General features: G+C 49.0%; 13 protein-coding genes. 6 read left to right on the top strand and 7 right to left on the bottom strand.

Features of this window, described 5'->3' with window-relative positions:
* Positions 1-14: 14 nt before the first annotated feature.
* Together ACU70B_RS03325 and ACU70B_RS03320 are read right to left on the bottom strand one after the other, a co-directional pair.
* Positions 15-911 carry a hypothetical protein gene (locus ACU70B_RS03325; protein WP_447184937.1) on the bottom strand — a complete coding sequence of 299 codons (897 nt, stop codon included), beginning with the start codon at positions 909-911 and terminating at the stop codon, positions 15-17.
* A gap of 148 nt (positions 912-1,059) precedes the next feature.
* A complete protein-coding gene (locus ACU70B_RS03320; protein WP_447184936.1) occupies positions 1,060-1,401 on the bottom strand; it encodes a hypothetical protein in 342 nt (113 codons plus the stop codon).
* Positions 1,402-1,562: 161 nt separating this feature from the next.
* Here ACU70B_RS03320 and ACU70B_RS03315 point away from each other — a divergent pair, with 161 nt between their 5' ends.
* A complete protein-coding gene (locus tag ACU70B_RS03315) occupies positions 1,563-1,748 on the top strand; it encodes a hypothetical protein (RefSeq protein WP_447184935.1) in 186 nt (61 codons plus the stop codon).
* A gap of 145 nt (positions 1,749-1,893) precedes the next feature.
* On the opposite strand, the gene ACU70B_RS03310 is transcribed toward ACU70B_RS03315, so the two are convergent.
* Positions 1,894-2,142 carry a winged helix-turn-helix transcriptional regulator gene (locus tag ACU70B_RS03310; protein ID WP_447184934.1) on the bottom strand — a complete coding sequence of 83 codons (249 nt, stop codon included), beginning with the start codon at positions 2,140-2,142 and terminating at the stop codon, positions 1,894-1,896.
* A gap of 116 nt (positions 2,143-2,258) precedes the next feature.
* Here ACU70B_RS03310 and ACU70B_RS03305 point away from each other — a divergent pair, with 116 nt between their 5' ends.
* The 5 genes from ACU70B_RS03305 (at position 2,259) to ACU70B_RS03285 (ending at position 7,983) form a co-directional block, all read left to right on the top strand.
* Complete coding sequence (locus ACU70B_RS03305; RefSeq protein ID WP_447184933.1) at positions 2,259-3,602, top strand: acetyl-CoA hydrolase/transferase family protein; 1,344 nt, start codon at positions 2,259-2,261, stop codon at positions 3,600-3,602.
* Positions 3,603-3,829: 227 nt separating this feature from the next.
* Complete coding sequence (gene recQ, locus ACU70B_RS03300; protein WP_447184932.1) at positions 3,830-6,022, top strand: DNA helicase RecQ; 2,193 nt, start codon at positions 3,830-3,832, stop codon at positions 6,020-6,022.
* Positions 6,023-6,127: 105 nt separating this feature from the next.
* Positions 6,128-6,568, top strand: coding sequence for an MOSC domain-containing protein (locus tag ACU70B_RS03295; RefSeq protein WP_447184931.1), 441 nt, complete (start codon positions 6,128-6,130; stop codon positions 6,566-6,568).
* 410 nt (positions 6,569-6,978) lie between these two features.
* Entirely contained in the window at positions 6,979-7,422 is a 444-nt protein-coding gene (locus ACU70B_RS03290; RefSeq protein ID WP_447184930.1) for a Fur family transcriptional regulator, read from the top strand.
* Positions 7,423-7,434: 12 nt separating this feature from the next.
* A complete protein-coding gene (locus tag ACU70B_RS03285) occupies positions 7,435-7,983 on the top strand; it encodes an NADH peroxidase (protein ID WP_447184929.1) in 549 nt (182 codons plus the stop codon).
* Between the two features lie 311 nt (positions 7,984-8,294).
* Here ACU70B_RS03285 and ACU70B_RS03280 read toward each other — a convergent pair whose 3' ends face one another.
* The 4 genes from ACU70B_RS03280 to ACU70B_RS03265 all read right to left on the bottom strand — a co-directional run bounded on the left by ACU70B_RS03280 (position 8,295) and on the right by ACU70B_RS03265 (position 13,666).
* Positions 8,295-9,248, bottom strand: coding sequence for a ketopantoate reductase family protein (locus ACU70B_RS03280; RefSeq protein WP_447184928.1), 954 nt, complete (start codon positions 9,246-9,248; stop codon positions 8,295-8,297).
* Positions 9,249-9,299: 51 nt separating this feature from the next.
* On the bottom strand, positions 9,300-10,571 hold the full coding sequence (locus ACU70B_RS03275; RefSeq protein WP_447184927.1) for an Ig-like domain-containing protein: 1,272 nt from the start codon (positions 10,569-10,571) through the stop codon (positions 9,300-9,302).
* Positions 10,572-10,911: 340 nt separating this feature from the next.
* A complete protein-coding gene (locus ACU70B_RS03270; protein ID WP_447184926.1) occupies positions 10,912-12,834 on the bottom strand; it encodes an ABC-F family ATP-binding cassette domain-containing protein in 1,923 nt (640 codons plus the stop codon).
* A 91-nt stretch (positions 12,835-12,925) separates the two neighbouring features.
* Positions 12,926-13,666 (bottom strand): hypothetical protein, encoded by a 741-nt coding sequence (locus ACU70B_RS03265; protein WP_447184925.1) that lies wholly within the window; start codon positions 13,664-13,666, stop codon positions 12,926-12,928.
* Positions 13,667-13,670: the final 4 nt, after the last annotated feature.

Raw genomic sequence — 13,670 nt, 5'->3', positions numbered from 1 at the left:
CAATACTTTATATATTATTCCTTATTTGCGGTGCTTCCCGGCTGTTGCAGCAGCACTATGACCGAGTCCATCTCAATCTTCCAGCCGGAATTCCTTTTAATTAGTTTAAGCGGTATAGACTTGCGCAATTGCTTCCTGCCGCTGTCATAACCCAGAAGTACGCCTACTTCAAAGGTTTCTTCACTCAGCCGGTTAATTTCGTAAGTTCTGACATAATCATAATCCTGAAACAGCTCCAGAATAGCTGTCGTCCCTGCCTTTCCGTTCAATAACCGGCCGGCCAGCTTCGGCTCATCCTGGTCAATAGCGGTAAAGAACAGCCTTATACTATCTTCCGGCCCCATGGCCTTGATTTGACTTTTTACAACATTGGCAGCTTTCCACACCATCATCTGGTGAGCCAGATCCACTTGGCGACTGCCGTGGGTCTTGCTGTCCCGGAAGTGGATACAGAAATGCCCCTGGAATCTGTTTCCGGCTATGGCACCTTGACCATGAGGCATACCATTCATAGATCCGGCAATTCTCATCCCGTTTTCCAGCACCAGAATAACCGCCCGCCGTTTCCAACTCCATTTCCCGTTATAAATTGCCTTCATCGTAGCGGTATCCTCAGCCGTCAGAGGCTGCACATCGGCATGGCTGCTGCCTCCCCGCCTTTGCACGTTAAACTGCAGCCCGGTATTGAGGTCAATAACAGTCGCACTGCTGTATTTATTGAAATGCTGCCGGGCTTCTTCCCAGGCAAGAAACTGTCCATAAAACTCCTTGGGTTGGGGCAGTGACGGCTCCGTTTCCATTTCGGGCAGGGTATGCTTTTGCATAAATATAAAGATAAGCAGCAGTGGTACCACAATAAGAAGCAATCTCAGCTGGCGCAGATTTACTACCACAGCTTTCATCCCTTTCATTCACCGGCTTTTTTAAAATATATTCCCGGCCAGGCGGAAAATACCATAGCCTGACCGGGCAGGGGGGGTGATCTCGCAGGTTATAAAAGGGAGAAATGGGGGCAGGCGGCAAACCGACTACTCTGTTTGTCACTGCCGGGGCGCACTGCTATTTAGACCCGTTTCGGCCTGTAGCCCGGGCATATAGCTCCGCCGCAATCTCCTGCGGTATGCCGGGACGGTTTTCCAGCGCAAGTGAGCTTTTAAAGCTGCCGTTTTTCCTCCCGGCTTCATCCAGGTCGGCAGAATGGCTCTTATCTTGCTGCAGCTTGTTTAATAGGGAAGTCAACAAATCCAGATGTTGTTTCTCACTAACCAGGATTCTTCTCGACACCTCGCGCATCCGCTGCTCAGGAGCACTGTCGGCAAGATATTCATAATAGCTGCAGCTTTCTTGTTTCTTTAATAAAGCCTGGTTTAGGGCCGTCAATAACTTATCCTTTGTTTCCATATATATCCCTCCTACACAAGAATCATTAATATCCTATGTAAGTCATGTTGTTTTTGCTAATTCACCTTTTTATTGTATTGTTCACCATATTTTACCTTAAATCATATTGTATAGTGTTACCCGGCATTGCTATTTCAAATTCTTTTAAAGGAGGTGTTTATGTGCCTGAGACTTTTAAAGATATGGTATGGGATGCTATAGCTGATGAAATCGGTGCCGTTGCTATGTATGCCAATATGGCCAACATGGTTGACAACTTTACCCTCAAAACCTTGATTCTCAGTATTGCCGGCGATGAATACGGCCATGCCAAGACATGGATTGCAATTTACGTGCTGGACGACTAATAATCGGTGCTCTAAAAGAAGCCAAAGGCGGGGCTGTTAGTATTTAACAGCCCCGCTTTTTCTAGCATTCACAGGCTCCGCCACGGGCAACCGGCATATCATCACCTTGGTCATCGTCTAGCCGCTCTTCGTCCTATAATTTTATTTACAGCCATGGGATTTTATCGAGGTCATCGCCTCTTAAGATCGGCGTTATTTTACTTCTTAACGGTTCCGGGACTTCTCTTAGCTTCATATCATCAATGCGAGCTATGGCCGCCGTATTCAAATTAAGGCGCTGGGCCAGATCACGGGCAGTCATTCCTTGATTTTTGCGCAATTCTTTGACCGTCTTCTGCTTTAAGCCGAGGTTAAAAAGCAAATTTTCCCACTCCCTTCCATAAATAGTATACATTATTTCTCCTCCAGAAAAAAAGCATAGATTAGGCATTAAATGCCTGTTTTAATATGTGGTAGCTGTGATATACTGGTAGCATTATTAATAATTTTGTCAAATGGGAGGTTATTTTGTTGAAATTTCAACAGGAATATCTTTCTAAACTGCAAAATCCGGAAGAAGCAGTTAAAGTGGTAAAATCCGGAGACATGGTACAGTATAATTCCTTCAACGGAGTTCCCCCAGCTTTGGATATGGCCTTATCCCAGCGCCGGGACGAACTGCAGGGGGTTATTATTAATACCAGCGTTGCCTTATACCCCCTCCACACTATATCATCCGACCCGACCGGGGAGCATTTTATTTATCATAGCTGGCACTCTTCCGATTATGACCGCCAGTTCAGCAGTAGCGGCAATTTTTTTTACGTCCCTTATTTATACTATGAGATGCCTATAGACCTAAGCCGCAGACAGATACTCGACGTGGCTATGCTGCATGTTGCCCCCATGGACGAAGACGGTTACTTCAATTTCGGCCCCAGTGTGGCTCAGGCCAAGCCGATTATCGATTCCTCCAGCAAAGTAATTGTCGAAGTCAATAAAAACATGCCGGTGGTTTACGGTGAATTTGACCACCGTGTTCATATTAGCGAAGTCGACATCATCGTTGAAGGTGATAATCCTGCTATGTTAACTATTCCAGCGGCTGAACCCGAACCCCTGGATGAGAAGATAGCTGCCCTGGTAATGGAGGAAATCGAAGATGGGGCCTGCATTCAACTGGGGATAGGCAAGATGCCTAATGCGGTAGGAAAGCTTATAGCCCAGTCGGATTTAAAGGATCTGGGGGTACACACGGAAATGCTGGCCGACGCCCACATGGTTATGTACGAGACAGGGCGGGTCACCGGTAAAAACAAGACGATTAATAACGGAGCAATGGTATTTGGCTTTGCCATGGGGTCAAAGGAGCTCTACGATTTTATTGACCGCAATCCGATATGTCAGTCTTATCCCGTATCATATATAAATCTCCCCCACAATATAGCTAAAAACCCTAAGGTAATAGCTATCAATAACGCTATTGAAGTAGACCTCTTCTCCCAGATCAACTCCGAGTCAGTGGGTACCAGGCACATCTCCGGTACTGGCGGTCAGGTAGATTTTATGCTGGGTTCTTTTATGTCCCAGGGCGGAAAGGGAATTATCTGCATGTCCTCCACTTTTACGGACAAAAAGGGTAATATACATTCCCGAATCAGACCGACTCTCCCACCAGGCACTATAGTTACCGTCCCCAGAACCATCGCTCATTATATTATAACCGAGTACGGTACAATCAATATTAAGGGCAAATCAACCTGGCAACGGGCTGAAGCCTTGATAAGCATCGCCCACCCGGATTTTCGGGATGAGCTCGTAAGTGAAGCCCAGCACATGGGGATCTGGCGCAGAAGTAATCGTATATCCCAGTAATTCAGATAAGCAAAGGGACGTTCTTGGCATAGTATCCCTTTGCTTATTCCCGTGTTCGGAAGACAGATACCAAATTTTACTTGCCGGCAGGTGTAGCTTTTGGGTACAACCTGCTTGGCATATCTTTTGCTTCCTGGTAGAGTCGGGTATGATATTTACAGACATCTGTAAGGTATGATACGGCCCTTTTCCACTCGAGACAGGTCTGTTTACAAGGAGATGGGGATATGGAAGCAAAGGTTAAACAGATAATGCATCAGCACTTCGGCTTCCTGAGCTTTAAAACCGGTCAGGAACAGATAATACATAGTATCTTACAATACCGCGACACCCTGGGGGTGATGCCTACCGGCGGCGGCAAATCGTTGTGCTACCAGCTCCCTGCCCTGGTTCTGCCCGGACTTACCCTGGTTGTCTCGCCATTGATTGCCTTGATGAAGGACCAGGTGGATGCTCTTAACGACCAGGGTATAGCCGCCTCCTATATTAATAGTTCCCTCAACCGGAGCGAGCTTCACCGGCGTCTTCATATGGCTCGCCAGGGGCATTACAAGCTTCTCTACGTGGCTCCCGAACGCCTGGAGTCGGAGGGTTTTACCGAACTTCTCAGTGAGCTTCCCCTCTCCCTGGTGGCTGTTGACGAAGCCCATTGCATTTCCCAGTGGGGACATGATTTCCGCCCCAGTTATCTGGGTATCGGGCCCTGGATTGCAGCTCTGCCTGAGCGTCCGGTGATAGCTGCCTTTACCGCTACCGCTACCCAGCGAGTGCGGGAGGATATGATAAAACTTTTAGGACTTGACCGTCCCCTGGTTTCTATAAACAGCTTTAAACGGCCCAATCTCTATTTTTCCGTAGTCAAAGGTACGGATCGTACTCGCTTTATCAGCCGCTACCTGGAAGAACACCCGAATTACTCCGGAATTGTCTATGCCGCTACCCGCAAAGAAGTGGAGGGGCTGTTCAATGAGCTTGCCTCCGGGGGTTATGCAGCAGGCAAATACCATGCCGGTTTGAGCAATGCCGAAAGAAACAGCTATCAGGAAGCCTTTATCTATGATCAGATTCAGGTAATGGTTGCTACCAATGCCTTTGGCTTGGGTATCGATAAATCCAACGTCCGCTTTGTCATCCACCATAATATGCCCCGGCACCTGGAAGCCTATTATCAGGAAGCCGGGCGAGCAGGACGGGATGGGCAGGATGCTGATTGTGTCCTGCTCTACCAGGCTGCCGATATCCAGATCCAAAAGTATTTAATTGAGCAGGGCCATTTATCCTGGCCGCACCAGGAGGCGGAATACGCCAAACTCCAGAGTATGATCGACTATTGCCACACGACCCATTGCCTGCATCAGTTTATCCTCAAGTATTTTGGAGAAGAAGACATCCCTGAACATTGCGATAAATGCGCCAATTGTTTGGAGCGTGAACTGCAGGATATCACGATTGAGGCCCAGAAGATTTTTTCCTGCATTGTGAGGATGAAACAGGCCTACGGCAGTAAATTGATTGCTGCGGTCTTAAAAGGATCGCAGCAAAAGCGAATTAGAGAGCTGGGTTTTGACCAGCTCTCCACCTATGGTATCATGAATGACCTGAGCACCGTTCAGATCACGGACTTGATCAATCTGCTCGCGGCAGAGGATTACCTGGTTATCAGCAGCGGGAAGTACCCGGTAGTTCAGCTTAGCCCCCAGGCCCGCCCGGTTTTGCGGGGCCAGCAAAAAGTAATAGCAAGCCTGCCGAAAATACCGGAAGCAGCAAGCCCTGAAAATTCTATGTTCGAGGCTTTACGCAGTTTACGCCGGCAAATTGCTCAAAGACAGGGTCTGCCTCCCTACGTGATTTTCCCGGACACTACCCTGCGGGATATGGCTGCTTGCCTGCCCCAGGATCGGGAGGCAATGCTTGCCATAAATGGGGTGGGTCAGGTTAAATACGAAAGATATGGGGAACAGTTCCTGGATATTATAAAGCTCCATACCATATCGTCCGCATCCTCCGAGGCTCCGATACTAAGCCAGGGTACAGCCGGACATGACAGCCCGCCTCCACCCAGCGGGAAAAAACCGGGGGCATCCCGGGAGAAGGGCCAAGAGCCGAAAACTCCGACTCACCTCATCTCCTGGCAGGAACACCAGGCCGGTAAGGCCCTGCCGACAATAGCTGCTGAACGTAATTTAAGCTTATCCACCATTGAAGCTCACCTGCTACGAGCTGCCGGGGAGGGCTATACGGTAAACTGGGATCAATTTTTAAGCCCCCGGGAAGAAGCCCGTATATTAGCTGCAGCCCGGGCCATAGGAACTGAAAAGCTGCGCCCCATCAAGGATGATCTGCCTGAAACCATCAGCTATTTTGCCATAAGAATCGCCTTGTTTAAAAACCGGCTGGGCGAGTGGGAAAACAAGGCTTAACACTATTGCCTGCCACCTATTAAAAACCAGGTGTCGGCGCTTTTTGCTTCAGGTTTGAAAATCAGGTATTATTTTCACTAGAAACAGAGTTGGAGGTAGGAATTTATGACGAGCGGTGAAGTACTGGCGGTAAATATTTCGGATAAGCGGGGATTAAAAAAGCATAACATCGGCGAAGCCTATTTGCAAGCGGGATTCGGAATTGACACAGATGCCCACGGCGGCGGCTGGCACCGCCAGGTGAGCCTGCTTTCCTTATCCAGTTTTGAAAAAATGCGGGCTCTGGGAGCGGATGTCAATTATGGCGATTTCGCTGAAAATATATCCATCGGCGGGATGGATGTCGTTACCCTGCCGGTGGGCACCCGGCTGCGGCTGGGTGAGAGTCTGCTGGAGGTAACCCAAATCGGAAAGGAATGCCATAATCATGCCTGCGCCATCAAAAAACAGGTTGGCTCCTGTGTCATGCCGGCGGAAGGAATTTTCGCCCGGGTATTGGAATCAGGCCGGGTTAAGGTCGGCGATCAGGTGGTACTGGAAGGCTAGTTCTCAGCTTTTATGGTATTGAATCATTCGTAACCGATTACGCTATAACCAAAGCCAAGGGGCGGTTTTTCTGCTTTACCAGTCTCGGGGAAGGCTCCGAAGCAAAAGCCCGTCCCTGGGCCCGTTTTTGCTTCAGAGCCTACCCCGCCTTGCTTGCCGCAGCATATTCTGCCATATCGGCCGGGAAATCACTCCGACCCGTCTCCGGCAGTGATTGGCTGCCAATATTATTATTAACTCTAACATCAGAATTTTCTGATAGTTTTACCTCACCCCACTCTTTTATTGGCTTCGATATGTAGCAGCTTTTTCCCAATTACTATTGACATGGGGCAACATTATATTATAATTTAATTGTAATCGTTACACATTTGTTTTAATTACAATCTCTTTAAAGGCGGCGGCACTATATGGATACCGGCACAGCCAGTAATTTTTTAAAGATGCATAATATCAAACCCTCGCACCATCGGATCAGGGTCTTCCAGTATTTGACGGAGCGGCGCAACCATCCGACTGTTGACCTGATGTTTCATGACTTGGTAGCAGAGATACCTACCCTGTCCAAGACCACCCTGTATAACACCCTCAATCTTTTTGTGGAGAGGGGGATAGTAAGCTTGATTACCATTGATGAAAACGAGAGCCGATATGACGCCGATACCAGCCTGCATGGGCATCTGCAGTGCAATAAATGCGGCGAAGTTTATGATATCGGCCTGCAACTTTCCTCTATCGATTTTGCCGACTTGGATAAATTCGAGGTCGAAGAGAGTCACATATATTTCAAAGGTGTCTGTCCCCAATGCTTAAAGATGCGGGGTGGCCATAATAAAGAGAAATCTGAATTTTAGGAGGAATCATTTATGAAGAAATGGGTATGCAGTATATGCGGTTACGTGCACGAAGGGGATACCCCCCCGGAAGTGTGCCCCCAGTGTAAATCTCCAGCGGAAAAGTTTAATCTCGCTTCGAATAATATGGAACTGAACTGGGCCGATGAGCACCGCATAGGGATTGCCAGAGATGTGGATACCGAGGTACTGACAGGCTTGAGAGCCAATTTCGTGGGTGAATGCACCGAGGTGGGAATGTATCTGGCTATGAGTCGCCAGGCTGACCGCGAAGGCTATCCCGAAATAGCCGAAGCCTATCGCAGAATCGCCTTGGAGGAAGCTGATCACGCCGCCAAATTCGCTGAACTGCTGGGAGAAGTGGTGCAGGCCGATACCAAGGCCAACCTTAAAGCCAGGGTAGAGGCCGAATATGGCGCCTGCCAGGGTAAAAAAGACCTGGCTGCCCGGGCCAAGCAGTTGAATTATGATGCCATTCACGACACCGTCCACGAGATGTGCAAGGACGAAGCCCGGCACGGAGCAGCATTCGCAGGATTGTTAAAGAGGTATTTTGCTTAAGCAGCAGTAAACCTGCTTAACCCTAAACTTTTTACCGTAACAGGGGGTCGGGCCATTTTTAGTTTCGGTCCCCTGTTTCCCTATATGTAACTTTCTATGAGCTGCATAATCTTAATATCCGTCAATTATTATTATATACCTCCGGGCTTAATTGCTCAGTTCATCGCGGAAATCGTGATGGGCTGCAGCAATCAGACCTTTCCTCTTTGGCTTACGTTGGCAATACAGATGAACCGCCCCAAGCTCGGTGGTTATATGCCGGGAAGTATATTCTCCACGTTTGCGAAGGCAAACCGTTCACCACCAGTACTTTACCACGAATATTTAAAACGCTCCCGGATTAACCTCATCATTTTATCGGTCATAGGAGTAGCCACACCCGCTTCCCTGCCCATACGGCTAATCGTGGCTCCGAAGACATCCCCCTCTGCTTTGCCTCTGCCCTGTTCCAGATCTCGCTGGAATGAGCTCCGGGCATTATAGGGGAAACGGCCAGCTGCAGCGAGAGTCTTGGCGACGAAGCCCATGTCCAGTTCAATCCCTTGTTTTTGCCCGATACGAATAATTTCCTGCATGATTGCCGCTGTGCAGCCATTGTCCTCTGCATCCTCCAGCACTTCCCCGAAACTCTTGCCTCTGGCTGCGGTAACCAGAGCAAAGGGAGCCACCATCAGATACTTTTCCCAGATGGCAGGGCAGGGATCGTCCACCCGGCTGACATCCAGATTTATTTCCCGGCAAAATGCCAGTAAGACTTCAGGATCAAACTCGGGGAAGCGGGGATCATTGCCGAACAGAATCCTGCCAGGCGGCCCATTGTGCACCACTCGGCCAGGCTGTTCAATGTGACTGGCTATGTATATGCAGGCAGGCAAAACGATGCCATAATCCAGCGTACGGCAAACCCGGTCATATATATCCAGACCGTTAAGCAGGGGCAGGACTACCGCATTATCGTGTATGTAGGGGTTTATCTGTTGAACTGATCTTTGCAGATCATAGCTCTTCACTGCTAACAGGCATAAATCCGGTACCGGGAAATCTCCCGGATCTTCTGCCGCACCAGCCGGATGGCAAATCAGATTTTCGTTATTGGACCGTAAAATCAGGCCGTGCTCCCGGATTTCTCTCAGATGCTGTCCCCGGGCAATAAAGTAGACCCGCCTGCTGTCATCATGTTGATGCAGATAATAGGCTATCTGCCCGCCAAAGAATCCGCCTACACCACCCAGGCCCATTACCCAGACAGTTCGAATCTCCTGCATTAATTACCTACCTCCAGCCATGCCTCTCACCTTATGATAGCATGGTCAACTCTATTTAAACAGTTCATAATGCATGGCATCGGCATAGGAATTGCCCCAGCTAAAACCAGCCGGTTTGAAGGCTTTCTCCCAGAGGATGTAATTAGGATCATATGGTTCCCGGGCCGGGTCAACATATCTGAAATGATTAGCGGCATTAATGTCTATAGCGGTTCCCCAGGAGTGATTGCTCAGCCCCCGGGCCGGATTCCAGTTTACATGCCGGGGTACAAAGGTTCCGTCCATAGTCTTGATCAAGCTTAGTAGCGGCACCTTTTTTCCGTTTATAGTGGCAGTGCCGCTTTCTATGTATTTAAAAGCCTGGATAAAATTATCTTTGGCATCTTTATGTACCTGTACGTATCGGTTTAGGCCCGGTAGTTTTATGGTTACTATATTTTCCGCCATCCACTGAGGGTCAATCTCGATTCTGCCGCCGCTGGCATCCCGGTAGTGGAACTGTCCGAAAGCCCCATTGACCTTGCTCACCCTGGGATACCTGCTTTTATCGACAGAATTAGATCCCCGGGATGGTGTCGATACCGTTGTGCCTGGAACAGAAGCTTTCTTGCTGGTAGCGGGAGCGCTAACCGCAACCTGGCTGACCATTTTCAAATCATCTTCAACTGTTAAGGTAACGGTCTTTTCATCCGATTTCTCCCCGTCTTCGGCGGTTACCTTCAGGACGTACTTTCCTGGAACTGCGGTACCGGTATCCCAGTTATAAACCAGCGAGTCTTTCCCGGCTTTGGCTTTAGTCTTTGATGTATCATTGATGTACAATTCCATCGCTTCTATGTTTCTATCATCTGCAGCCGACGCGGCTATCTTTACTACCTCACCCCGGATAATGGTCAGGTTATGGCCCGGACTGGTTATGGAAACTACAGGCGGGGCATTATACTTAACCGGCAGCGTAAAGCTTTTAATATCACCATAGGCAATACCTTTGGCATTGGTCGCATAAGCCCGGTAATAGTAGGTAACCCCTTCCTTCAACCCCTCGATGGTGGTGGAAAAGGGTTGATTGGCATTAATGTCCCCGGGCAGGGTTTCTTCCTTATCCAGGCCCTGGTCTGTCCCCCATCTGAAGCCATAATGGATTATACTTTTCCCTCCGGTGTTATGTATAATACCCTTCAACGCAGCCTTGCCCCCCTGCATATGTGCCTCTGCCGTATCTACCGCGGGCCTGGCGGTCAAGTAAACCGACTTTATCGTAAAAGCCGCTATCAACAATATCAGTACGCCAATTACAATACTCAAGCTATATCTAATTCGCATAAATTATCCCCCACAGATATAATCATTACCGCATCGCTTCTTTATATATGCCGCTTGATTCCACTCCTTCCTTTAAAATGCTTGTCCATACATGAAATTCTATCGTTAACAATGAAACCCGGTCAAAGGTATTATCAGGCAGGACAGCCGGCCTCTGCCAGTGACACAGAACCAGCTGATATTTCTTGAATTCTGTCGTTTTAAATGAGTCAATTGGCGGGGAGGCTTTGCGGAAAGATACTGAAGCAGATTATAAACTCACGATTAAAAAATCCGGAAGCAGGATAACAGAAGTCTGAATACAGGCGTACGGTCAAATAGCTGACCCAGAGGCGCTGTTTTATTTCTTCCTGTGTTTTTCTATCTCTTCGGCCAGTTCAGTCAAATAGGTCCAGCGTTCCAGCAAGTAATCCTGGCGCCGCTCCGCTTCCTGGCGCCTGGACGCCAGCTTCTCCAATAGCTGATAATCACTGCCGGCTTGGTTGATTTGGTCATTGAGATTCTTTAACTCCTCTTCCACAGCGGTAATCCTATCTTCAATTTCTTCGAATTCTTTTTGTTCTTTGAAGGAAAACTTGACAGTACGGATCTTTTCCTGACCATCAGTTTTCTTCCTGCCTTGACCCGGTTCGCGGTTTGGGGTCGGTTTGCTCTCCTGTTTGGCTGCAGCCTGGAGTAGATAATCGGAATAGTTGCCCGGGTATTCCGTAAGCCGGCCCTGCCCTTCGAAAGCCAGGATCCGGTCACATATCCGGTCCAAAAAATAGCGGTCGTGGGACACGGCCACAACAGCGCCAGGGAAATCATCCAGGTAGTCTTCCAGGATAGTCAGGGTCTCAATATCCAGATCATTACCCGGTTCATCAAGCAATAGAACATTGGGGGCAGTCATTAGAATGCGCAAAAGGTGCAGTCTTCTCTTCTCCCCGCCGGACAGTTTCCCCAGAACCGTCCAGTGGGACGAGGGCGGAAACAAAAAAGTCTCCAGCATCTGGGCCGCACTGATCATCTTTTTGCCGCTTTGCAGGTATTCGCCAGCCTCCCGGATATAATCGATGACCCTCATTTCATCCGGCAGGTCGGTGCTTTCCTGGGGGAAGCAGCCAATCTTCACGGTAGTGCCTATCTCGACCTTACCATCTGCCGGGGTCAGCTCACCGCCCATAATTCGCAGCAGGGTTGATTTTCCAATCCCGTTAGGCCCCACTATTCCCAAACGCTCGTCCCGAGCCAGAATAGTGGAATAGCCGGCGATAATTTTTTCCGCTCCAAAACTGTGCGCGATACCCTGCAGGATAACGGTCTTCTTGCCCAGGCGGCTGGCGGCGGAGGCAATCTGCAAACTTTCCCCCTTTACCGGAGCTTGTTCCGCTTTCAGCTTTTCGAAACGCTGTATCCGGGCCTTTTGCTTGGTACTGCGGGCGCGAGCCCCCCGGCGAACCCAGGCCAGTTCCTGGCGCAACAAAGCCTTCTTTTTGCTGGCGGCGGCAGTTGCCTGCTCCTCCCGGGCCAGTTTGGTCTCCAGGTAGATACTGTAATTTCCGGGATAGCTGTAGAGGTGCGCTCCATTGATCTCAACCATGCGATTGGTTACCCGTTCCAGAAAATAACGGTCATGGGTAACCATCAACAGTGCCCCGTTGAATCTCTGCAGGTATTTCTCCAGCCAGTCGATAGCCCGGTTGTCCAGATGGTTGCTGGGTTCATCGAGGATAAGCAGGTCGGCCGGGTTCAGCAGGGCAGCAGCCAGGGCCACCCTTTTGCGTTGTCCTCCGGAAAGCCGGCTCATGGGCGCATCAAACTGACTGATACCCAATCGGGTAAGCATGGCCTGAGCTTCACTCTCCAGGGTCCAGGCATCGAGAGCCTCCATCTGCTGACTCAGCAACGCCAGTTCCTGCTGCCCGGCTTCATCATTCCCCAGTTTGTTACCCATACCTGCCACTGCCGTCCGATAGCGACGCCAGATATTCATGGCCGGGGAGTCACCGTTTAATACCGTTTCCAAAACCGTAGACCCGGGGTCCGGTACCGGATTTTGGGCAAGATACTGCAGGCGCAAATCTCTGTTCCTGACAATATCCCCTTCATCCGGTTCTTCCAGTCCGGCTGCAAGTTTTAAAAGGGTGGACTTGCCGGAACCATTAAGACCTACTATACCAACCTTTTCGCCTTCAGCAACCCCGAAGCCTACACTATTCAAAAGCCGTTTTTCCCCGAAGCTTTTGCTTACATTATCCATAGCCAGAAGATTCATCTGCATCGAGTTCCTTTGCCCGCTAGTAATATCCTATATTATAGCCTTTTTTACCGAACCCGTACCCTGTTCCCCTGAACCTTTATCGGCAATTCCTTTAAAAACAACTTAACCCGCAGTGGGTTATGCTATAGCCGCATTCGTCACATACATTACCAAATAAAAATGAGCTCACCCTCAATTCTCTAGCCATGCGGCGGGCCTGTTCGCAGCTTATTGACGGTTCGGATAGTTTTTCTTCCAACACCGCTCTGATTCTTTCCCTTTTCTCCAGATAAACAGCAAATAAAGCCTCCAGGCTGTCTTTTAGTTCATTAGAAAAGTCCTCCCGCATCTTTTCTTTAAAAACGGGGATATCCGGATGATGCAGTTTCAATCCGGCTATAAAATCCCTGCTTTGATCCTCCGGTGAATCGTTTATGACCAGAATATCCGCCCTGCTTATTAATTCCGGGTTTAGCTCAGCTTCCGGTACCGGCGGCTGAATCACCACAATTTGCAGCGCCCAGGGGAAATCCTTTATACTATCGCCGCCCTCCAGGAGAACTTTTTCATATTTCCTTTCCTCGTCGAAAAAAAACATCTGCCGTACCGCTCTTAAGAGTTTAACCTTAAGCCCGCTGATTTCCAGGAAGGTTTCCGATGGATCCCACTTCTTTTGGATATGTTTCACCAGTTCTTTATACTCCTCAGGTTGACACAATTGTAACCGACCCTTTTCAGCTTCATCGCAAGGAGTTAGCTTGACCACCTTGAAATCATTAAATTGCCGTACAAATATAGAACCAAAATCGCTTTCCTCATCTCTGCCTTTATAACTCAACGCTGCTGCTAACATGTTT

Source organism: Syntrophomonas curvata, from assembly GCF_052976825.1.
The sequence above is the reverse complement of the archived record's forward strand: the minus strand, read 5'-3'. Positions and strand labels throughout refer to the sequence as shown.

Bases quoted from the DNA above. Each gene is read 5' to 3' on its own strand.
- ACU70B_RS03325 (WP_447184937.1), bottom strand. From the start codon at position 911: ATGAAAGGGATGAAAGCTGTGGTAGTAAATCTGCGCCAGCTGAGATTG.
- ACU70B_RS03320 (WP_447184936.1), bottom strand. From the start codon at position 1,401: ATGGAAACAAAGGATAAGTTATTGACGGCCCTAAACCAGGCTTTATTA.
- ACU70B_RS03310 (WP_447184934.1), bottom strand. From the start codon at position 2,142: ATGTATACTATTTATGGAAGGGAGTGGGAAAATTTGCTTTTTAACCTC.
- recQ (WP_447184932.1), top strand. From the start codon at position 3,830: ATGGAAGCAAAGGTTAAACAGATAATGCATCAGCACTTCGGCTTCCTG.
- ACU70B_RS03295 (WP_447184931.1), top strand. From the start codon at position 6,128: ATGACGAGCGGTGAAGTACTGGCGGTAAATATTTCGGATAAGCGGGGA.
- ACU70B_RS03290 (WP_447184930.1), top strand. From the start codon at position 6,979: ATGGATACCGGCACAGCCAGTAATTTTTTAAAGATGCATAATATCAAA.
- ACU70B_RS03285 (WP_447184929.1), top strand. From the start codon at position 7,435: ATGAAGAAATGGGTATGCAGTATATGCGGTTACGTGCACGAAGGGGAT.
- ACU70B_RS03280 (WP_447184928.1), bottom strand. From the start codon at position 9,248: ATGCAGGAGATTCGAACTGTCTGGGTAATGGGCCTGGGTGGTGTAGGC.
- ACU70B_RS03275 (WP_447184927.1), bottom strand. From the start codon at position 10,571: ATGCGAATTAGATATAGCTTGAGTATTGTAATTGGCGTACTGATATTG.
- ACU70B_RS03270 (WP_447184926.1), bottom strand. From the start codon at position 12,834: ATGCAGATGAATCTTCTGGCTATGGATAATGTAAGCAAAAGCTTCGGG.
- ACU70B_RS03265 (WP_447184925.1), bottom strand. From the start codon at position 13,666: ATGTTAGCAGCAGCGTTGAGTTATAAAGGCAGAGATGAGGAAAGCGAT.